This window comes from Enterococcus sp. DIV0806c (genome assembly GCF_051710905.1).
Classification (GTDB): Bacteria; Bacillota; Bacilli; order Lactobacillales; family Enterococcaceae; genus Enterococcus_B; species Enterococcus_B mundtii.
In genome coordinates this window covers 2,332,297-2,352,710 of sequence record NZ_JBIOLO010000001.1, presented here as the reverse complement: position 1 = coordinate 2,352,710, position 20,414 = coordinate 2,332,297, and the positions used below count along the sequence as shown (strand labels likewise).

Annotated in this window: 18 protein-coding genes and 1 other annotated feature; of the genes, 17 read left to right on the top strand and 1 reads right to left on the bottom strand. The window is 40.2% G+C overall.

Features of this window, described 5'->3' with window-relative positions:
* Positions 1–10: 10 nt before the first annotated feature.
* From zapA to IGK77_RS11005, 8 genes are all read left to right on the top strand, one after another.
* Positions 11–445 carry a cell division protein ZapA gene (gene zapA / locus IGK77_RS11040; protein WP_010734832.1) on the top strand — a complete coding sequence of 145 codons (435 nt, stop codon included), beginning with the start codon at positions 11–13 and terminating at the stop codon, positions 443–445.
* A gap of 29 nt (positions 446–474) precedes the next feature.
* Positions 475–1,023, top strand: a complete 549-nt coding sequence (locus tag IGK77_RS11035; protein ID WP_071867319.1) for a CvpA family protein — start codon at positions 475–477, stop codon at positions 1,021–1,023.
* Between the two features lie 109 nt (positions 1,024–1,132).
* Positions 1,133–3,493 (top strand): endonuclease MutS2, encoded by a 2,361-nt coding sequence (locus IGK77_RS11030; protein ID WP_019722436.1) that lies wholly within the window; start codon positions 1,133–1,135, stop codon positions 3,491–3,493.
* A gap of 85 nt (positions 3,494–3,578) precedes the next feature.
* Complete coding sequence (trxA, locus tag IGK77_RS11025; protein WP_010734835.1) at positions 3,579–3,893, top strand: thioredoxin; 315 nt, start codon at positions 3,579–3,581, stop codon at positions 3,891–3,893.
* A gap of 266 nt (positions 3,894–4,159) precedes the next feature.
* Positions 4,160–5,938 (top strand): excinuclease ABC subunit UvrC, encoded by a 1,779-nt coding sequence (uvrC, locus tag IGK77_RS11020; protein WP_086334992.1) that lies wholly within the window; start codon positions 4,160–4,162, stop codon positions 5,936–5,938.
* Between the two features lie 143 nt (positions 5,939–6,081).
* Positions 6,082–6,981, top strand: coding sequence for an ABC transporter ATP-binding protein (locus IGK77_RS11015; protein ID WP_071867322.1), 900 nt, complete (start codon positions 6,082–6,084; stop codon positions 6,979–6,981).
* On the top strand, positions 6,974–8,236 hold the full coding sequence (locus IGK77_RS11010; RefSeq protein WP_071867323.1) for an ABC transporter permease: 1,263 nt from the start codon (positions 6,974–6,976) through the stop codon (positions 8,234–8,236). The genes IGK77_RS11015 and IGK77_RS11010 overlap by 8 nt, the downstream gene beginning before the upstream one ends.
* A gap of 253 nt (positions 8,237–8,489) precedes the next feature.
* The gene (locus tag IGK77_RS11005) at positions 8,490–10,388 is read left to right on the top strand and encodes a fructose-1,6-bisphosphatase (RefSeq protein WP_074800290.1); all 1,899 of its coding nucleotides are present in this window, start codon (positions 8,490–8,492) and stop codon (positions 10,386–10,388) included.
* 95 nt (positions 10,389–10,483) lie between these two features.
* On the opposite strand, the gene IGK77_RS11000 is transcribed toward IGK77_RS11005, so the two are convergent.
* Positions 10,484–11,203 carry a gamma-glutamyl-gamma-aminobutyrate hydrolase family protein gene (locus tag IGK77_RS11000; protein WP_074800293.1) on the bottom strand — a complete coding sequence of 240 codons (720 nt, stop codon included), beginning with the start codon at positions 11,201–11,203 and terminating at the stop codon, positions 10,484–10,486.
* 218 nt (positions 11,204–11,421) lie between these two features.
* Positions 11,422–11,469: a sequence feature (sodium ion sensor (DUF1646 type); this cis-regulatory element may regulate processes involved in with the transportation of sodium ions), on the top strand.
* A 109-nt stretch (positions 11,470–11,578) separates the two neighbouring features.
* Here IGK77_RS11000 and IGK77_RS10995 point away from each other — a divergent pair.
* Genes IGK77_RS10995 through IGK77_RS10955 form a run of 9 tightly spaced genes read left to right on the top strand, consistent with a single transcriptional unit; the run spans position 11,579 to position 20,094 of the window.
* Positions 11,579–11,902, top strand: a complete 324-nt coding sequence (locus tag IGK77_RS10995) for a hypothetical protein (protein ID WP_071867326.1) — start codon at positions 11,579–11,581, stop codon at positions 11,900–11,902.
* Positions 11,889–13,883 carry a V-type ATP synthase subunit I gene (locus tag IGK77_RS10990; protein WP_074800296.1) on the top strand — a complete coding sequence of 665 codons (1,995 nt, stop codon included), beginning with the start codon at positions 11,889–11,891 and terminating at the stop codon, positions 13,881–13,883. Before IGK77_RS10995 ends, IGK77_RS10990 begins: the two co-directional genes overlap by 14 nt.
* A gap of 23 nt (positions 13,884–13,906) precedes the next feature.
* Positions 13,907–14,377 (top strand): V-type ATP synthase subunit K, encoded by a 471-nt coding sequence (locus IGK77_RS10985; protein WP_010734843.1) that lies wholly within the window; start codon positions 13,907–13,909, stop codon positions 14,375–14,377.
* 16 nt (positions 14,378–14,393) lie between these two features.
* The gene (locus tag IGK77_RS10980; protein ID WP_071867328.1) at positions 14,394–14,978 is read left to right on the top strand and encodes a V-type ATP synthase subunit E; all 585 of its coding nucleotides are present in this window, start codon (positions 14,394–14,396) and stop codon (positions 14,976–14,978) included.
* 14 nt (positions 14,979–14,992) lie between these two features.
* Positions 14,993–15,979 (top strand): V-type ATPase subunit, encoded by a 987-nt coding sequence (locus IGK77_RS10975; protein WP_074800299.1) that lies wholly within the window; start codon positions 14,993–14,995, stop codon positions 15,977–15,979.
* Positions 15,969–16,280: a V-type ATP synthase subunit F gene (locus IGK77_RS10970; RefSeq protein WP_071867330.1), complete on the top strand. Its 312-nt coding sequence runs from the start codon at positions 15,969–15,971 to the stop codon at positions 16,278–16,280. Before IGK77_RS10975 ends, IGK77_RS10970 begins: the two co-directional genes overlap by 11 nt.
* Before the next feature lie 20 nt (positions 16,281–16,300).
* Positions 16,301–18,082, top strand: coding sequence for a V-type ATP synthase subunit A (locus IGK77_RS10965; RefSeq protein WP_074800302.1), 1,782 nt, complete (start codon positions 16,301–16,303; stop codon positions 18,080–18,082).
* Positions 18,075–19,451 carry a V-type ATP synthase subunit B gene (locus tag IGK77_RS10960; protein ID WP_010734848.1) on the top strand — a complete coding sequence of 459 codons (1,377 nt, stop codon included), beginning with the start codon at positions 18,075–18,077 and terminating at the stop codon, positions 19,449–19,451. The genes IGK77_RS10965 and IGK77_RS10960 overlap by 8 nt, the downstream gene beginning before the upstream one ends.
* A 7-nt stretch (positions 19,452–19,458) precedes the next feature.
* Complete coding sequence (locus tag IGK77_RS10955; RefSeq protein ID WP_010734849.1) at positions 19,459–20,094, top strand: V-type ATP synthase subunit D; 636 nt, start codon at positions 19,459–19,461, stop codon at positions 20,092–20,094.
* Positions 20,095–20,414: the final 320 nt, after the last annotated feature.

Below are 20,414 nucleotides of genomic sequence, written 5' to 3'. Positions count from 1 at the left end.
ACAGATTCATATGGCACATGAAAAAACACGCTATAAAGCGGTGATTGCGGACCAAACGTATACTATTATCGGGCAAGAATCAAAACAGCATATGGATATGGTCACAAAATTAATCAATGAACAATTAGCTGAACTGAAAGAATTGTCCCCTCAATTAGACAATGAACAAGCAGCTATTTTATTAGCAGTCAATGCATTTTCCGATCAATTGAAAAGACAGGAAAAAAATTTGAATTTAATAAAAGAAGTCACAGAACTGAAACAAAAAATGGTGAGATTCACAGAAATGGAAAATCGGATCAAACGAATCGAAGCGATTGAAAACGAAGCACGAGCAGTATTGAAAGAAAATGGAAGTGACCATGAGATCAAAAATCATGTGGAAGCACAACAGATTCTAAATGAAAAACGAAAAGGTCAAATCAAACAAAGATCTTCAAATTGATATTATTATAGAAGAGAAAGGAAGAATGTATGCTTAGTCTTTTGATTTTATTTATTTTGCTGATTGCATTTTTTTCTGGAGCCAGTCGTGGTTTTGCGCTACAGGGGATTTATCTGGTTGGCTATTTTGTCTCATTTCTAGCAGCACAAACCTATTACAAAACATTAGCCAATCATCTGCAATTATATATTCCTTATCCTGCGGTAACAGCCAATTCTAACTTAGTTTTTTTTGATCAAGCTTTTTCATTTAAATTAGATGAAGCATTTTATGCAGGGGTGGCTTTCTTGATCATTTTATTTATTGGTTGGCTAGTCACACGATTCATTGGGGTATTCGCTCATGGGTTGACGTTTATTCCTGTACTAAAGCAATTAGACTGGGTGGCTGGCGGGATTTTATCCGTGATCATCACCTATATTTCCTTGGTTCTAGTTTTACGTTTACTGACGTTTATTCCGGTGGGATTTATCCAAAACCAATTTAGTGGCAATAATCTTGCAACATTTATGGTTGAACGAACACCTATTTTAGCAAATAAAATGTATGATCTATGGGTGACACAAGTGATTAACTAAGTAAGAAATGATTTCTTGTCAATGACAGAGGCTATGAAGATGTTGGTTAGTCTTGAAGACTGCTTAGCCATCTATCGGCCTCTTTTTTAGTGAAAGTAAGGTGAAAAAAATGAACAAACGCATTCTAGAAACATTAGAGTTTGAAAAAGTAAAACAACAAGTACGACAGTTTGTGATTACAGCACAAGGGCAAGAAGAATTAGCCCAGCTTGTGCCAGTGAATGAAGCAGAGACGATCAGATATTGGTTGGAAGAAACAGAAGATGGTCTAAAAGTCCAACGATTGCGTGGCGGTATCCCAATCCCAAAATTAGAGAATATCCGTCCGCATATGAAACGTATCGAAATCGGTGCGGATCTTAATGGGGTCGAGTTAGCACAAGTTTCTCGTGTCTTATCTACTACTAGTGAGTTGCGACGTTTTATTGATGATTTAGCAGATAGCGAGATTGAGTTTGCGCGTCTTTATTTTTGGACAGATCAATTAGTCGCTATCCCATCTTTGAGTCGTCGTTTGAAAGAAGCAATCGACGATGATGGACGAGTGACGGATGATGCCTCTCCAGAGTTGAAGACGATCCGTCATAATATCCGTAGAAGTGAACAAGCAGTTAGAGAACAATTAGATGGGATCGTTCGTGGGAAAAATGCCAAATACCTAAGTGATGCCATCATTACGATGAGAAACGACCGCTATGTTATTCCAGTAAAACAAGAATATCGTGGTGTGTTTGGCGGAGTCGTCCATGATCAAAGTTCTTCGGGACAAACACTATTCGTTGAACCAAAACAGGTCGTGGAATTGAACAATCGCTTGCGTCAATATCAAATTGCCGAACGCAATGAGATCCAACGTATTCTAAGCGAGTTGTCGGCGGAGTTAGTTCCTCATCGCCAAGAAATCATCCACAATGCGTATGTCATTGGAAAAATGGACTTGATGAATGCGAAAGCACGCTTTGGGAAAGAACTAAAGGCAATCGTACCGACGATCAGTACAGAAAACATCGTTGATTTGAAGCAAGCAAGACACCCATTGATCGATCAAGAAAAAGTCGTGCCAAATGATATTTCGATTGGGGAAAACTATCAAGCGATTGTCATTACCGGACCAAATACTGGTGGGAAAACCATCACGTTGAAAACACTGGGCTTATTGCAATTGATGGGGCAAGCAGGGTTACCGATCCCGGCGGATGAAGAAAGTCAGATCGGGATCTTTGAAGATATTTTTGCTGATATCGGAGATGAACAATCGATTGAGCAAAGTTTATCGACCTTCTCCTCACATATGACAAATACCGTGGATATCCTTTCCAAAGTCAATGAAAAAAGCTTAGTTTTATTTGACGAACTAGGTGCGGGGACTGATCCTCAAGAAGGAGCAGCGCTAGCCATTGCTATTTTAGATGATCTCGGAAAGAAATCTGCCTATGTGATGGCAACAACACATTATCCTGAATTGAAAGTCTATGGCTACAATCGCTCGAATACCATCAATGCGAGTATGGAGTTCAACGTTGACACTCTTAGCCCAACTTACCGCTTGTTGATCGGCGTGCCGGGTAGAAGTAATGCCTTTGAGATTTCAAGTCGTTTAGGATTAGACAACCAAGTCATTGATGAAGCCAAGCAATTGATGAACGATGAAAGTCAAGACTTGAATGAAATGATCACTGATTTAGAGAATCGTCGAAAAATGGCAGAAACAGAGTATTTAGAGATGCGTCATTATGTCGATGAAGCGCAACGTCTGTACAATGATTTGAAAGAAGCTTATAGCTACTTCTTTGAAGAGCGTGAACAAGAAATGGCGAAAGCCAAACAAAAAGCCAACGCACTTGTTTCTGAAGCAGAAGAAAAGGCAGAAAAAATCATTGCAGATATTCGCAACTTACAAAAACAAGTGGGGCAGGGTACGGTCAAAGAGCATCAATTGATCGATGCAAAATCACAGTTAGCCAACTTGCATCAAGAAGAACAATTAAAGAAAAATAAGGTCTTGAAAAAAGCGAAAGAACAGAAAACATTGAAACCAGGTGACGAAGTACTCGTGACGACTTATGGGCAGCGTGGAACATTGTTGCGCAAAAATGGCAACCAATGGCAAGTGGAGATCGGTATCCTGAAGATGAACGTTTCGGAAAGTGAATTAACACCGATTGCTCCCCAAAAAGAACCACAACAACGAGTGATCCATACGGTTCGCTCAGATGCTCATTCCACCGTCTCCAACCAGCTGGATCTTCGAGGGAAGCGTTATGAAGAAGCATTAAATGAAGTCGATCTATATTTAGATGCGGCAATTTTGGCTGGCTACCCTCAAGTGACGATCGTTCATGGAAAAGGCACAGGCGCACTAAGAACCGGAATCACCGATTATTTAAAAAATCATCGTAGTGTCAAGAGCTTCGATTTTGCTCCAGGAAATCAAGGGGGCAATGGTGCGACAATTGTTAAATTTAAATAAAACTTACTAAAGGTAAGCAAATAGCTCGAATCTAGGCACCAATAGTGCTATACTTAGAGTAGACTAATAAATGGAGGTCTTTGATATGGCTCAAGTAATTACAGATGCAACATTCAACGAAGAAACAGATAAAGGGTTAGTTTTAATCGACTTTTGGGCAACTTGGTGTGGACCTTGTCGAATGCAAGCGCCAATTTTAGACCAGTTAGAAGAAGAATATGACGAAGACGAATTCAGAATCGTGAAGATGGATGTTGATGAAAATCCTGAAACACCACAACAATTTGGGATCATGAGTATTCCAACATTACTTTTGAAAAAAGACGGCGAAGTAGTAGAAAAAGCAATCGGTGTTCAATCAAAAGATCAATTACGTCAAATGATTGCCCAACACTTATAAGATAAGTAACTAACACATCAGACTGAGACAACAATCATATGGATTGCTGTCTCGGTTTTTTTGCGACTAATCGAGTCATAAAACTGAACGGAGACGTGGAACAAAAAAGCCATAAATGAAGAGAATAGAATCTTTTGTTAGCGTACAGGATACTTAAAAATTTATACGATAAGCTACGCAAAATTTTTCTTGTGTCTCTTCGCTTGATACTTCTATCTCAACCTCTGTTATAATAGCGATATCAGAAATATAAAGGAGCAGTCACCATGAATGAACGAATAAAAAATAAACTTGCATTACTTCCTGATCAGCCTGGCTGCTATTTGATGAAAGACAAAAACGGTACGATCATTTATGTAGGAAAAGCCAAAGTCTTGAAAAATCGCGTGCGTTCCTATTTTACTGGAAGCCATAACACGAAAACGGAGCGATTAGTCAGTGAGATCGAGGACTTTGAATACATTGTGACAGAATCTAACATTGAAGCGTTACTGCTAGAAATCAATCTGATCAAAAAGAATGATCCAAAATACAATATTATGTTAAAGGATGATAAAACTTATCCTTTTTTAAAGATCACGAACGAAAAATATCCTCGTTTAGTGATCACTCGTAAAGTATTAAAAGACAAAGCCTTTTATTTTGGGCCTTACCCCGATGTTGGGGCTGCGAATGAAACAAAAAAAATTTTAGATCGTTTATTCCCTTTACGGAAATGTAAACCGAGTCAGACAAAAGAACCTTGTCTTTATTATCATTTAGGACAATGTTTATGTCCCTACTATTTTGATGTAGATCCAGCGGAATATACAAGTATCGTGAATGAAGTCAAACGCTTTTTGAATGGTGGTCATGAGATGATCGAAGCCGAGATCCAAGAAAAAATGGCCAAGGCTGCAGAAAATATGGAATTTGAAAAAGCAGCAGAGTATCGTGATCAAATCAGAGCCATCGAAACGATCATGACAAGACAAAAAATGACAAACACTGATTTGATTGATCGAGATGTGTTTGGTTATGCCATTGATAAAGGCTGGATGTGTGTCCAAGTATTCTTTGTACGTCAAGGAAAACTGATTGAACGAGATGTATCGATCATTCCTTTTTACAATGAAGCAGAGGAGGACTTCTTAACATATATCGGGCAGTTTTATCAAGAAAATGAACATTTCATTCCAAAAGAAGTGGTGATCCCTGATACGATCGACCAACCGAGTGTTGAGGCGTTGTTAGCGACAAAGGTCATCCAGCCCAAACGTGGTGAGAAGAAAAAGTTAGTTGAACTAGCCAATAAAAATGCAAGGGTGGCATTGAACGAACGCTTTGATTTGATCGTTAGGAAACAAGAACGAACGATCGGAGCGATCGAGCGCCTTGGTAATGCAATGAACATCCCAGCACCTATCCGGATCGAGTCTTTTGATAACTCTAATATCATGGGGACCGATCCAGTAGCAGCGATGGTGGTGTTCATCGATGGAAAACCAGCAAAAAAAGAATACCGTAAATATAAAATCAAAACGGTCGTTGGACCGGACGACTATGCTTCGATGCGAGAAGTCATCTACCGCCGCTATGCACGTGTGATACGAGAAGAACTGCCATTGCCTGATCTGATTTTGATCGATGGGGGGAAAGGGCAAGTCGATGTAGCAAAGGATGTATTAGAAAATCAATTAGGTATCGATATCCCAGTCGCTGGAATGGCGAAGAATGATAAGCATAAAACCAATGAGTTGTTATTTGGGAATGAATTAGAAGTTGTTCCGCTTGAACGAAATTCACCAGAATTCTTTTTATTGCAACGTATCCAAGACGAAGTCCATCGCTTTGCAATCACGTTTCATCGCCAATTACGTAGTAAAAATAGTTTTGCTTCGCGCTTAGATGAGATTGAAGGGTTAGGGCCAAAACGAAAAAAAATGTTGTTGAAAGAGTTCAAATCGTTAAAAAACATCACCGCTGCGTCAATTGAGGAGTTACAAGAAATTGGTCTACCAAAAAATGTCGCACAAAATGTTTTCGATAAACTGCATAAAAATTGAACTGAGGGCGCTTTACAAAACCTGTAAAGTGTCCTATCATTTTTATATGTACAATAAAAAACAATAACATAAGTTTTTATATATAAGTTATTTTTATATCGTACAGTAAAGGATAGAGGAATTTAGGATGAAGGAGTGAGCAAATGCTAGAGGTAAAGGATTTGGTTAAGACGTTTGGCAGTTATACAGCTGTTGATCATGTTTCTTTTCAAATACCTGATGGAAAAATCATGGGATTGATTGGGCAAAACGGTGCAGGAAAAACAACGACTTTTCGCTTGATTTTAGATTTTTTGACGCAAGATCAAGGCGAAGTGCTATGGAACGGTCATCATTTGAGTGAAAAAGATTATGATATCATTGGGTATTTACCTGAAGAACGAGGGCTTTATCCCAAGGTATCGATCCAAGAACAGTTGATCTATTTTGCTGCATTACGTGGAAAAACGAAAAAAGAAATTGAACCTAAGATCGATTTTTGGATGGAGAAATTTCAAGTAAAAGGGAAAAAAACAGATAAAGTTAAGTCCTTGTCAAAAGGAAATCAACAAAAGGTACAACTGATTGCAACACTGATCCACGAACCTAAGTTGATTATTTTAGATGAGCCTTTTAGTGGGTTGGACCCAGTGAATGCTGAGCTACTTAAAGACGGGATCATCGAATTGAAGAAAAATGGCTCATGTGTCATTTTTTCTAGTCACAACATGGATAATGTTGAAAAGATTTGTGACCACTTGATCATGCTTCGAAATGGGGAGATGGTATTAGATGGGAAAGTCCACGAGATTCGAGAAGCATTTGGACGAACAAAGCTATTTTTAGAGTCTGGATTATCACAGCAAGAAATAGAGGAAATCGACGGGGTCCAAAAAGTGATTCTTCGTGAGGATCAATCGTTGGAAATCACATTGGATCATCCAGATGTAGGGAAAGAGATCTTTACTCGCGCGACGCAATTTGGCTATATTCCAATGTTCAATCAACAACCGCCTACTTTAGAAGAAATCTTCAAGATGAAAGCAGGTGAGCTACATGAGTAAGTTTTGGATCATCACGAAAGATGTCTATTTGAAAAATGTCAAATCGATTTCTTTTATTATTATGATACTAGTGCCGTTTGTTTTGATGGGTGTGATTTACTTAGCAGGTAATTTTGCTCAACAAAACAGTGAAACAGATAAAATCGGTGTCATTGCCGAAGACCAACAAATCACTGATTATTTGAGTCAATCCGATATGGGGGATTTCCACTTTGAAGCTTTTTCATCGGAGGATGAAGCCAAAAGTAAGTTATCTGACGAAAAGATCGATGCGTACATGGTAGTCACGACAGATAATGGAGAAGTATCCGGAGAATTATTTAGTGAAAACTCATTAGGCCAAGCAACGCAACTGTTGATCCAACAGCAGTTGACTGGCTTACAGTCGATGATGCGGGCAAGTAGTTTAGGGATCTCTCCAGAAGAAGTGGCTGCATTAAGTCAACCCGCTGCATTTTCAAGACAAAAAGTCAGTTTTGATGCAAATGGTGAAATGACGATAGGAGAAGATAACTCAGCTGTTCAATATGCGGTCAGTTATGTTGCAACAATCATTCTATTCATCATCATCTTGACGTATGCACAGATCATTGCACAAGAGATTGCTTCAGAAAAAGGGACAAGAATCATGGAAGTGATTTTGTCTAGTACCACTGCACAAAAACATTTTTATGGAAAATTGACAGGGGTACTGCTAGTGGCAGTCACTCAAATGGCTTTATATGGCATCATCTTTGCAATAGGATTCAATCAGTTCAAAGATATGGAAATCGTTAAAAGTGTACTGGATGGGATTTCTTTAGATAGTATTTTCGGCCCATTCTTATGGTACTCTTTACTATTTATGTTCTTTGGTATTTTGATCTACGCGGTATTAGCTGCCTTATGTGGCTCACTGGTCAACAAAGCCGAAGATACAGCAAAAGCGATTTTACCAGTGACGTACCTTTCTTTAGGGGGGTATATGTTAGGGTTGATCCTTGGTGCATCTGATCCGAATAATATCGTGATCCGCATCACTTCATATATACCGTTCCTATCTTCATATATCATGCCGATCCGCTTGGCAAATGAAACAGTTGAAATGAGTGGCGCATTGATTTCTTTGGTCGTCTTAGTGATCATCACATTCGTATTGATGTTCATGTCCGCAAATATGTACAAATCAAACGTGCTTGTTTACAGTGAAGGTGGTATTTGGACGTCATTGAAACAATCAATTTCAATCATGAGAAATGAACGCAAAAAGAAATAAAGGTTGAAGTTGTCACAGAAATATTCAACTCTGAGAAATAAGCCGAGACACCCGAAAATTGTTCTTCAAATTTTGGGTGTCTCGGCTTATTTTCATAAGAGTTGCTTTTGGTCGTATACCTAGAGCGCTTTTGTTTGATTTAAAAAATTCACGATTATATATGTACCTATTTTCGAATAGGTAAAGTAATTTTGTTGTAAATATCCATTGTGTGTCCTATAATTTTAGGTATACCAATTTTGGAGGCGTTTGGATGGATCAATATTTAGAATTATTGTCAGAAAAATTCCCAACAAAAGAAGAAGTCATTACGGAGATCATCAACTTAGAAGCAATTCTACAACTACCAAAAGGAACCGAATTATTTTTAAGTGATATCCATGGCGAGTTTCCAGCATTTGATCATATATTGAGAAATGGTTCAGGGAATCTACGAGAGAAAATCAAAGATTTATTTCAAGAATGTTTAAGTGAAGAAGAGATCAAGCGATTAACGATTTTTGTTGCCTATCCGGAATACGCATTAGCGACTGACTGGTACAAGAAACAAGACAAAACAACGTTGATCCATCAATTGATCGAGTTGCTGCGATTCACTTCTGTCAAGTATACGAGATCAAAAGTAAGAAAAGCCTTACCTAAAGAATATAGTTATATCATTGAGGAATTATTGTATGTTGATGATCGTGTGCAAGGGAAAAAATCTTATGTGAGTAAAATCGTTGATCAGTTGCTTGAGATGAATGAAGAAGAGCGCTTTTTAAAAAAGTTAGCGCAGACGATTCAACGAATGGTGATCGATCATGTCCACGTAGTCGGAGACATCTTTGATCGGGGGACACAAGCCGCCAAAGTAATGGACCGCTTGATGGAGATCCATTCAATCGATATCCAATGGGGCAATCATGATATTTTATGGCTTGGGGCGTATTGTGGCTCGGAAACTTGTTTGTTGACCTTATTGCGTATCGCTGCGCGGTATAATTATTTATTCGAGTTGGAAAAAGAATACGCGTTGAATCTGCGTTCCCTTTGTTCGTTTGCGACAGAAACTTATCAGACAAACCCTTTGTTTACACCTAAGAATAGCCAAGACGCGACAGAACGCGAGAGAGAAGAGATGGAGAAGATCCATCAGGCGCTTGCGATCATGCAGTTCAAACTAGAATCCCAATTACTGAAACGACGACCGGAATTTGAGATGGCGGATCGGGATATCTTAGCGAATATCGATTATGAAAAAAATGAGTTATTTCTGGATAGTCAAAAGTATACGATCCATCACCCATGTTTCCAGACGATTTCTACGCAGGAACCGGATCGTTTATCGGCAGACGAACGACGAGTGATCGATATGTTGCTGTATTCTTTTCAACATTCACTCCGAATGCAAAAACATATGGATTTCCTTTTAGAAAAAGGTAGGATGTATCTTGTCACGAACCAAAGTATCTTGTTTCATGGCTGTATGCCAGTAGATGAACATGGTGAGTTTCTAAGTTTTAAACTTGGGAGTGAGACGTATCAAGGGAAGCAATTGATGGCATTCTTTGAAGAACAGATTCGTGAAAGTGCTAAATCACTAAAGAAAAAAGAAGACTTAGCGACTGATTTGATTTGGTATGCATGGAGTGGGCCTTACTCGCCGTTGTTTGGTAAAAGTAAGATGGCGACGTTTGAGCGTTATTATTTAGCAGAAAAAGAAACGCATGTGGAAGTCAGCAATGCTTACTATCGATTACGAGACAAAGAATGGTTGAGTCAAAAAGTAAGGCGTGAGTTCGGTGTACCGGTTTATGGTTCAGTGATCATCAATGGACATACACCAGTCAAAGTGAAAAAAGGGGAATCCCCAATCAAAGCAGACGGAACAGTTTTCGTGATTGACGGTGGTTTATCAAAGGCCTATCAACGAACAACAGGTATTGCAGGGTATTCGTTGCTATGTAACTCTTATGGCTTTCAAATCGTGACCCACTATCCATTTCTAGGCATCGAGGAACAATTTGAAACAGCCAATGGCTTGGCAGAAGTGAAAAAGGTCATTGATCAACAGTTGCCACGAAAATTAAATCGTGATACGACAAAAGGGAGCGAATTACAGCGACAAATCCAGCAATTGAAACAGTTGCTTGAGTATCGTAGAAGTTAACTGCTGGTCGATGTGCCTTGCATAAAATGAATGAAGCCCGTCTAGCAGAAACATGTTGTTTCTGCTAGACGGGCTTTTCATTTCGTTTGTAACGATCATAACGATTGTACAAAATAATCAAATAATTTTTGATCGAGTGGATTTTTTTGATGAATAAGCTCAGGATGCCATTGAACGCCAAGTATTCGTTGGTCGGATCCTTTACTTTCAACAGCTTCCACCAATCCATCAGGAGAATACGCTGTCGCTTTTAGTGTGGGAGCAAGATCTCTGATTGCTTGGTGATGATAAGAATTTACAAAATAAGAAGTAGGTAATATTTCGTGGAGTCTACTATCTGGTTCGACTGTGATTTCATGCGTAGCAAATTGCGGTGGGGTTGGTTGTTGTTCATGTTTGACTGACCAATTTGGATATAACGTAAGGTCTTGGTAGAGATTCCCACCTAACGTTACATTCAATAATTGCATCCCACGACACACAGCTAAGATCGGTTTGTTTTGCTTCAATGCTTCATGGATCAACGCCTGTTCAAACAAATCTCGATCGAGGTTTGTTTCTGTCAATTTAGGGTGAGGCGCTTCGTTGTAGAGCGAAGGACTGACATCCTGACCACCAGCAAGGAGTAGCTTATCGACGAGCTGAATGTAGTCACGAGCGCTTTCTGTGGAAGAAATAGGGAAAAGCAAAGGCAAGCCCCCTGCTTGCTGTACCGCATTAACAAAACCTTGCGGGGTGTAAGTGACTTGATTTCCTTGAAATGTTTCTGTAGCCCGCAGTAATTGATTGGCCGCGATACCAATTTTTTGATGCATACGATTTCCTCCATTCATTAACTACTTCTATTTTAGCAATAGTTTAAAAAAAATTAAAATATTTGTTTTGGAAAACGTACGTAATTATATAATAGGTAGAATGTTTATCTAAAGTTGCTCATTTACTGTCAGTTGTGAACTTTCTGAAAGGAAAAAGGGATCTGTTAGTTGAAATTTTACCTGAATTTGTTATACTTGTAAGTAAGAAATATATAAATGGTTGGGCGCAAGCTTCAAGGATCTAGTTCTTCAAGGGGTGAGAAGAACATTTTTTTGAAAGTGCCTAAATTATCTGAAGTTATTTTTAGAGGGACATACTTTCAATGAAAAAAGAAAGGATGTCCCTCTTTTTTTTAGAGAAAGGAAGTGGGGAATGTGCTAGAAGCCTTAGAAAAAATCAAACAAGCTGAAAAAGAAAATGAACAAGCGATGAAAAAGCTTCAGCAAGAGTTAAAAGATTATAAAGAAGCAAAAGATGTCGAATTGGATCAACTTCGTGCAAGTCAAAAACAACATTTGGAACAGTTGTTTGAAGAAAAAAAACGAGCGGAACAGCAAAAAGCGATTGCTGAAAAAAATAAATTGAACGAAGACGCTAGACGATTGCAATCTATCGTACAAGAACAATATGAGAAGCAACGTCAGCAAGCGGTTGACGCGATCATTGAAAGGGTGAAAGAAACCTATGGCCGTCACTAAGATGGAAAAAGTGACTCTCATTTCCGATAAACAAAATCAGGATGCCTTATTACAAGCAATCCAAGGTATTCAAAATGTAGAGATTCGCGATCTTTTTCAAGAAACGACAAATAATCAATGGGTGGATACTTATTTTCCTAAAGCAGCGATTTTCGAAAAAGAACCGATCGTCAATGCGCTTACTAGTCGGATCATGCAAACAAGAGAAGCTGTTCAATTCATTGATCATCACGGGGACAAGCAACAAAAGAAACAACACCTCAAACGAAGAGAAGTGACCTTGCAGGAACTAGAAGCAAATTATTCGGAAGAAGATTTTACGAAGCGTTTAACTGAAATATTAGGGTTAAAGAAACAATGGGAAACATTGGCAGAACAACGAGAACAACTGTCAGAGCAGGAAGACTGGTTGACACATTGGGCAAATCTGGATGTTATACCGCAAAGCTTTCGTAGTCACCAAACAACAGTTGAGATGGGAACGATCAGTGTTGCTAATGCGACAGAATTTCGAGAAGCATTAGCAAAAGTACCAGAGGTTTACGTGGAAGAAGTCAGCGAAACAGATCACTTCGTTTACTTGACTTACGTGGTGTTCAAAACTTCAGCATCTATTGTCGATGAGATTGCTACTCGTTATGGTTTTGTCAAAGAAGCATATCCTTATAAGCAAACGCCAAAAGAACAGCTACAGGAAATCAAGCAAGAGTTGCAAGCTTGTTACGAAGCACAAAAACAATTAGCGATCAAAATCGGTCGTTGTAGCAGTTACATCCAAGAATTGGAATTGGCAGAAGAAATCCTCTTGGCAATGGCAGAACGAGAAGCAGTGAAGGATCGATTTGTCATGGCGCCTTACCTGATCGTTGTCCAAGGCTGGGTCGGCGAGGACGAAAAGCAAGAATTGATCCAGCAGGTAGAAAATACGTTGTCTGCTGATGAAGTCTTTCTTAGCTTTGAAGCGCCCACTGAAGAAGAGATCGATCAAGAAGTACCAACGAAATTGAAGAACCATCCAATCGTGGCACCTTTTGAAATGCTGACGGAAATGTATAGTTTACCTAAGTATCATGAAATTGATCCGACACCATGGATGACGCCATTTTATCTTGTCTTTTTCGGGATGATGGTGGCTGATATTGGTTATGGTTTACTCATGCTTATAGGCGCAATCATTGCACAAAAATTGTTGGTATTGCCTCGAGGGATTCAGCGATTTGCTAAGTTTTTCGAGATCTTAGCCATTCCGTCGATCATCTGGGGATTTATTTACAGTTCCTTCTTTGGCCAAGCGTTACCGACCGAAGTGTTAGGTATCCACTTACCCTTCCCATTGTTGTCTACAACAGATGATGTCAATACGATTTTAGTCTTGTCTGTCATATTTGGGCTTATCCAAATCTTAGTTGGGTTGTTTCTTGCAGCAAAAGAGCATATCAAGCGCAAAGATTACGTGGATGCGATCAATGATGGATTTGCTTGGCAAGGGATTTTAGTGGGAGTCGTCCTTTTATTGCTTGGTAGTATGATCGTCAAGAACCCGATTTTTGTTTATCTAGGTGCAGGATTAGCGATTTTATCAGCGCTATGTATTTTGGTCATTCCGATTTTCCAATCTTCATCTAAAGCCAAAGGTGCTGCAAAAGGAGCCTATAATTTGTATGGTTTGACTGGTTATATCGGTGATCTAGTGAGTTATACACGATTGATGGCTTTGGGGATCTCTGGCGGGAGTATCGGGGCTGCCTTCAATATGTTGGTTGCTTTCATGCCGCCAGCCGCACGTTTTAGTGTCGGGATCTTATTGATCATCGCTTTACATGCGTTGAATATGTTCTTGACCTTGCTTAGTGCCTACGTGCATGGCGCAAGATTGCAATATGTCGAATTTTTCGGCAAGTTTTATACCGGAGGCGGACGGGCCTTCGATCCACTGAAAACAGCGGAAAAATATGTCAATATCAATCATAAAAAAAAGTAAAATAATTGGAGGAATTTTAAAAAATGATGGATTACTTAATTGCTCAAAATGGTGGAATGGTGTTTGCGGTATTAGCAATGGCAACAGCCACGATCTTTTCAGGGATCGGATCAGCGAAAGGTGTGGGGATGACCGGTGAAGCCGCAGCTGCATTGACGACAAGTCAACCGGAAAAATTCGGACAAGCGTTGATTTTACAATTACTTCCCGGAACACAGGGACTTTATGGCTTCGTAATCGCCTTCTTGATCTTTATCAATTTAAATGCAGATATGTCGGTTGTCCAAGGGCTGAATTTTTTAGGCGCATCTTTACCGATTGCCTTTACTGGATTGTTTTCTGGGATTGCTCAGGGGAAAGTATCTGCTGCAGGTATCCAAATCTTAGCGAAAAAACCAGAACACGCAACTAAAGGAATTATCTTTGCCGCAATGGTTGAAACTTACGCAATCTTAGGCTTCGTTATTTCTTTCTTATTAGTATTGAATGCTTAAACAAGGAGGAAAAACAATGAACGCCATTGATAATATCATTCGTCAAATGAATGAAACAGCTGAAGCAGAACGAGCGGCGTTTGAAAAAGCAGAACGTGAAAAAATCGATCAGCAGTTCAAAATCGAGCGTGCGCGTTTAGAAGCAGACGATGAAAAGCAAAAATCTAAAGAACTTGAAGAAATCGAAAAGAGTTACCGTCAATTAAGAAATCGCCAACAGGTGGAAGTGCGTCAAGCAACACTCAATGAAAAACAAGAATTTTTACATCGTTTGTTTGCTGAAGCACGTCAAGAATTAGAAAGTTGGCCAGCAGAAGATCAACTTTCCTTCATGTTCAATATGGTGCAGAATTTATCCTTATCTGGTGATGTTACTTTATTAGCCGGAGAAAAATCTGCTGCCATTTTAACTAATGAAGTAGTGACAAAGTGGAATCAACAGCTGCCTTTTACCTTGCATCTCAGTGATCGAAGGATTGCCAAAGAAGCAGGATTTTTGATTGATGACCAAGGCGTACAATACAACTTTGTCTATCGTGATCTAGTACAAGAAGTGCAAGAACAAATGCGCTTTGAAATTGCGAAGCAACTATTCGAGTAAGGAGGGATCGGTGAATGGAGTATCATGAATTAAATCCCTTGATTCGTGGAAGAGAATTAGAACTTTTATCAAAAGAAGACTTTGATCGCATGATCCAGACGAAATCATTGGACGCATTAGGCGAAATGTTAAAAACAACGATTTATCATCCTTATATCTACGAAGGTTTTGAACGGGACTTTGAGGAAAATCTGTTGGCTGAATCGGGCAAACTGTTTACCTGGTTGAAAGAGTCGGCGCCAGAACCTGAAGTCGTTTGGGTCTATACGATGCGTTATACGTTCCATAATTTAAAAGTATTGACAAAAGCTGAGATGACGGGCAAAAATCTGGATCACCTGTACCGTAACGATGGGTTTTATTCATGCGAAGCGTTAAAGCAAGCAATCCATACACAAGCCTCTACAGAATTGCCTTCGCAGTTGATGGATAGTATTCGTGAAATCCATGAATACTGCGAAGAATCCTCTGTGTTACAAGGAATCGATGTTATCTATGATCGCTATTTCTTGACAGAGCAACGCCGTCTTGGAGAGAAACTTGGGTATCCGGAATTACTGGAAGAAATCATTGCGTTTATTGATTTGACTAATATCACGACGATGGCACGCGGTATCTTGCAACAACGATCCAGCGGATTTATGACCGCAGTACTTTCAAGTTCTGGCAGTATCCCGAAAGAAACGTTTTTGAGTTTCGTCAAAAGCGAGTTGGATACCTATTTGAACTTTCTGCAAACAACAGATTATCGTCAATTGATCGAACCTGCAATCCATGAAGGAGAACTAGATTTTGTTCGATTAGAACAAATCAAAGACGATTACTTATCTTCGCTGTATGAAGCCGCACAAACGCAGGCTTTTGGCCCGTTGCCTTTACTTGCTTTCTTGAATGCAAAAGAAATTGAGAGTAAAAATCTTCGGTTATTAGTGATCGGTAAGAAAAATCACTTTGATAATGAAACGATCAGAGAAAGGGTGAGACAAGTCTATGACGCATAAAATCGGTGTCGTTGGCGACAAAGATTCTGTTTTACCATTTAAATTATTTGGGTTTGATGTGCACTATGCGACAGAGCCACAAGAAGTGAGACGCGCAATCGAACAAATGGCAAAAAGCGCCTATGGAGTGATCTATGTCACAGAACAATCGGCGGCAATGACGCCTGAAACGATTGAACGCTATAAAGAATCGATGACACCAGCAATCGTCCTTATCCCTAGCCATCAAGGAACGATGGGGATCGGCGTGACAGAGATCCAAAAGAGTGTGGAAAAAGCAGTTGGACAAAATATCTTATAGAATGTAAAGGAGATAGTGCCTTGCAAATTGGAAAAATCATAAAAGTCTCCGGCCCTCTCGTGATGGCAAAAAATATGTCAGATGCAAGTATCCAAGATATGTGCTTAGTGGGAGAGTTAGGAGTTATCGGCGAAATCATTGAGATGCGCGGAGATGTCGCATCAATACAAGTATATGAAGAAACTTCGGGGATCGGCCCTGGTGAACCCGTTCGTTCAACAGGTGAAGCGTTATCTGTCGAGTTAGCGCCTGGGATCATTTCACAAATGTTTGATGGGATCCAACGGCCATTGGATACGTTCATGGAGATCACGCAAAGCAACTTTTTAAGTCGTGGTGTCCAATTACCCGCATTAGATCACGAGAAAAAATGGTGGTTTGAAGCAACTGCTGAAGTCGGGCAAGAAGTCAGTACCGGAGATGTTCTAGGCGTGGTGGATGAAACAAAGATCATTCAACACAAAATCATGGTACCTCATGGTGTCAAAGGAAAAATCAAAAAAATCGAAGCCGGATCATTTACGATCGATGAAGTGGTTTGTGTCATCGAAACAGAAGATGGTTTGCGAGAATTGACGATGTTACAAAAATGGCCTGTTAGACGTAGTCGTCCGATCAAAGCAAAATTGAATCCGGACGCGCCAATGATCACTGGGCAACGTGTTATCGATACCTTTTTCCCAGTGACAAAAGGCGGAGCTGCCGCTGTACCTGGCCCTTTTGGTGCCGGTAAAACAGTTGTTCAGCATCAAATTGCTAAATGGGCGGATGTCGATATGGTCGTTTACGTTGGTTGTGGTGAACGCGGCAATGAGATGACGGACGTACTGAATGAGTTTCCGGAATTGATCGATCCTAATACAGGTGAATCATTGATGGAACGTACCGTATTGATTGCCAATACATCGAATATGCCAGTAGCCGCACGGGAAGCATCGATCTATACAGGGATCACCATTGCGGAATATTTCCGTGATATGGGCTATGATGTGGCGATCATGGCAGATTCGACCTCTCGTTGGGCAGAGGCATTGCGAGAAATGAGTGGACGTTTAGAAGAAATGCCTGGTGATGAAGGCTATCCTGCTTATTTAGGTTCTCGTTTAGCAGAATACTATGAGCGTTCAGGACGTGTCATTGCTTTAGGTAATGAAGAACGTGAAGGAAGTATTACAGCGATCAGTGCGGTTTCACCATCTGGTGGAGACGTTTCTGAGCCAGTGACTCAAAATACGTTACGTGTGGTGAAAGTTTTCTGGGGATTAGACTCCAGTTTGGCGCAAAAACGTCATTTCCCATCCATCAACTGGATTCAAAGCTATTCTCTTTATTCGTCAGAAGTGGGACGTTACATGGATCAGATCCTACGAGAGAATTGGGCAGAGATGGTGGCAGAAGGAATGCGTATCTTGCAACAAGAAGAGCAATTGAATGAAATCGTGCGTCTTGTTGGTGTCGATTCACTTTCAGATAATGATCGCTTGACGCTTGAAGTAGCAAAATCCATTCGTGAAGATTACTTACAACAAAATGCGTTTGATGAGGTGGATACATTTACTTCTAGAGAAAAACAATTCAAGATGTTGAAATTGATCCTATCTTTTGGTGAAGAAGCACGTCAGGCGATTTCATTAGGTGCTTATCTCAGTGAGATCATGAAAGGAACTGTGGGATTGAGAGAACGAATCGGTCGTAGTAAATTCGTGCCAGAAACAGAATTAGAGAAATTAGATGAAATCCAAGCGAATATCAAACCAACGATCCAAGCAATCGTTTCAGAAGGAGGAATGACCGATGATTAAAGAATATCGAACAATTGGTGAAGTGGTCGGTCCTTTGATGGCGGTCGAGAAAGTCGCTGGGGTGAAATATGAAGAATTGATCGAAGTTCGTATGCAAAATGGCGAGATTCGTCGTGGACAAGTACTTGAAGTACAAGAAGACAAAGCGATGGTCCAAATCTTTGAAGGAACTAGTGGGATCAATCTTAGAGATTCAACGGTCCGCTTTTTAGGGCATCCATTAGAGCTAGGGGTTTCTGAGGATATGATCGGTCGTGTATTTGACGGGTTAGGTCGACCAAAAGACAATGGGCCAGAAATCCTACCAGAAAAATACTTGGACATCAATGGAGAAGTCATCAACCCGGTGGCTCGTGATTATCCTGATGAGTTTATCCAAACAGGTATCTCAGCAATCGATCACCTGAACACTCTAGTCAGAGGACAAAAATTGCCGGTATTTTCCGGCTCTGGTTTGCCACACAAAGAATTAGCTGCTCAAATTGCGAGACAAGCGACGGTATTAGACTCTTCTGATGATTTTGCAGTTGTTTTTGCTGCCATTGGAATCACCTTTGAAGAAGCAGAATTCTTTATGGAAGACTTCCGCCAGACGGGAGCGATCGATCGTTCGGTGATGTTCATGAACTTAGCAAATGATCCAGCCATCGAACGGATCGCAACGCCTCGTATGGCATTGACTGCGGCTGAATATCTCGCCTATGAAAAAGGGATGCACGTGTTAGTCATCATGACAGATATGACCAACTATGCCGAAGCATTACGAGAAATCTCTGCTGCCCGTCGTGAAGTACCAGGTCGTCGCGGCTATCCAGGGTATCTTTATACGAATTTAGCGACTTTATATGAACGTGCTGGTCGAATCCGTGGGTTGAAGGGTTCTGTTACACAGATCCCGATCTTGACCATGCCAGAAGATGATAAGACACATCCGATCCCTGATTTGACCGGCTATATCACAGAAGGACAAATCATTTTGACAAGGGAATTGTATAAGAGCGGCATCCAACCACCGATCGATGTCTTGCCTTCACTTTCACGTTTGAAAGATAAAGGGACAGGTGAAGGGAAAACTAGAAAAGATCATGCAGCAACGATGAACCAATTGTTTGCGGCGTATGCTCAAGGAAAGCAAGCCAAAGAATTAGCTGTTGTCTTAGGGGAATCGGCGTTGTCAGATGTGGACAAAATCTATGCTAAGTTTGCGGAACGTTTTGAAAAAGAATATGTCAATCAAGGTTTTTATACCAACCGCTCGATCACTGAAACGCTGGATCTAGGATGGGAACTTTTAGCCATGCTTCCACGAACAGAATTAAAACGGATCAAAGACGATCTGCTTGACCAGTACCTGCCAGAAGGGGAGTGAGTGTCTGATGGTTCGATTAAATGTTAATCCGACACGAATGGAATTGACACGACTCAAAAAACAATTGACGACTGCAACAAGAGGACACAAATTGTTGAAGGATAAGCAGGATGAATTGATGCGTCAATTCATCCTACTGATCCGTAAGAACAATGAACTGCGCCAAGTAGTAGAAAAAGAAATGACAGCAGCTATGAGCGATTTTGTCCTTGCGAAAGCTTCATTACCTGAAGCCTTCATTGATGAATTGTTTGTACTACCGGCTGAAAATGTCGAGTTAGCTGTTATCGAAAAAAACATCATGAGCGTCAAAGTACCGATCATGAATTTTGAATATGACGAACAGCTAGGCGAAGCGCCGGTGGATTATGGCTATTTGAATTCCAATGCAGAATTAGACCGTTCGATCGATCGTTTTACCTCATTTCTTCCTAAGCTCCTTGAGTTGACAGAAATCGAGAAAACCTGTCAACTCATGGCCGGTGAGATCGAAAAAACACGGCGTAGAGTGAATGCGTTAGAGTACATGACGATTCCACAACTAGAAGAAACGATCTATTATATCAAGATGAAGTTAGAAGAAAATGAACGTGCGGAAGTTACTCGCTTGATCAAAGTGAAAAATATGGGGAACGCTGATTAGCTAAGTCATCCGTGCAAATTAGTAACGTTGTTCGTTCATCCGAGCTACAGTTCTAAGCTCCGAAGAATAGGCCGTAAATGTCGGAAAATATCTTTAACTAATTTCGGACGTTTATGGCTTATTATCAGGAGTTTTTTCTTTTTGTAGAACTCATTTGAGCATGCCTATTGTTTGTTCGAAAGCATGTGTATCAAACGAACAGGTATAAGGGAGGAAAAAGACTCAAATTCTTTGCTGGAAGAAGAAAAAGAGGGTAAGATAAGGGATGAAAAGAGAGCGAGCGTTTGGCGGACTTACTTTTACATCCGTGAGAGCAATAG

Excerpts from the sequence above, each read along its gene's own strand:
- trxA (WP_010734835.1), top strand. The coding sequence starts at position 3,579 with ATGGCTCAAGTAATTACAGATGCAACATTCAACGAAGAAACAGATAAA.
- IGK77_RS10980 (WP_071867328.1), top strand. The coding sequence starts at position 14,394 with ATGAACGCCATTGATAATATCATTCGTCAAATGAATGAAACAGCTGAA.
- IGK77_RS11030 (WP_019722436.1), top strand. The coding sequence starts at position 1,133 with ATGAACAAACGCATTCTAGAAACATTAGAGTTTGAAAAAGTAAAACAA.
- IGK77_RS11000 (WP_074800293.1), bottom strand. The coding sequence starts at position 11,203 with ATGCATCAAAAAATTGGTATCGCGGCCAATCAATTACTGCGGGCTACA.
- IGK77_RS10960 (WP_010734848.1), top strand. The coding sequence starts at position 18,075 with ATGATTAAAGAATATCGAACAATTGGTGAAGTGGTCGGTCCTTTGATG.
- IGK77_RS11005 (WP_074800290.1), top strand. The coding sequence starts at position 8,490 with ATGGATCAATATTTAGAATTATTGTCAGAAAAATTCCCAACAAAAGAA.
- uvrC (WP_086334992.1), top strand. The coding sequence starts at position 4,160 with ATGAATGAACGAATAAAAAATAAACTTGCATTACTTCCTGATCAGCCT.
- zapA (WP_010734832.1), top strand. The coding sequence starts at position 11 with ATGGCACATGAAAAAACACGCTATAAAGCGGTGATTGCGGACCAAACG.
- IGK77_RS10955 (WP_010734849.1), top strand. The coding sequence starts at position 19,459 with ATGGTTCGATTAAATGTTAATCCGACACGAATGGAATTGACACGACTC.
- IGK77_RS11035 (WP_071867319.1), top strand. The coding sequence starts at position 475 with ATGCTTAGTCTTTTGATTTTATTTATTTTGCTGATTGCATTTTTTTCT.
- IGK77_RS11015 (WP_071867322.1), top strand. The coding sequence starts at position 6,082 with ATGCTAGAGGTAAAGGATTTGGTTAAGACGTTTGGCAGTTATACAGCT.
- IGK77_RS10990 (WP_074800296.1), top strand. The coding sequence starts at position 11,889 with ATGGCCGTCACTAAGATGGAAAAAGTGACTCTCATTTCCGATAAACAA.
- IGK77_RS10970 (WP_071867330.1), top strand. The coding sequence starts at position 15,969 with ATGACGCATAAAATCGGTGTCGTTGGCGACAAAGATTCTGTTTTACCA.
- IGK77_RS11010 (WP_071867323.1), top strand. The coding sequence starts at position 6,974 with ATGAGTAAGTTTTGGATCATCACGAAAGATGTCTATTTGAAAAATGTC.
- IGK77_RS10975 (WP_074800299.1), top strand. The coding sequence starts at position 14,993 with ATGGAGTATCATGAATTAAATCCCTTGATTCGTGGAAGAGAATTAGAA.
- IGK77_RS10985 (WP_010734843.1), top strand. The coding sequence starts at position 13,907 with ATGATGGATTACTTAATTGCTCAAAATGGTGGAATGGTGTTTGCGGTA.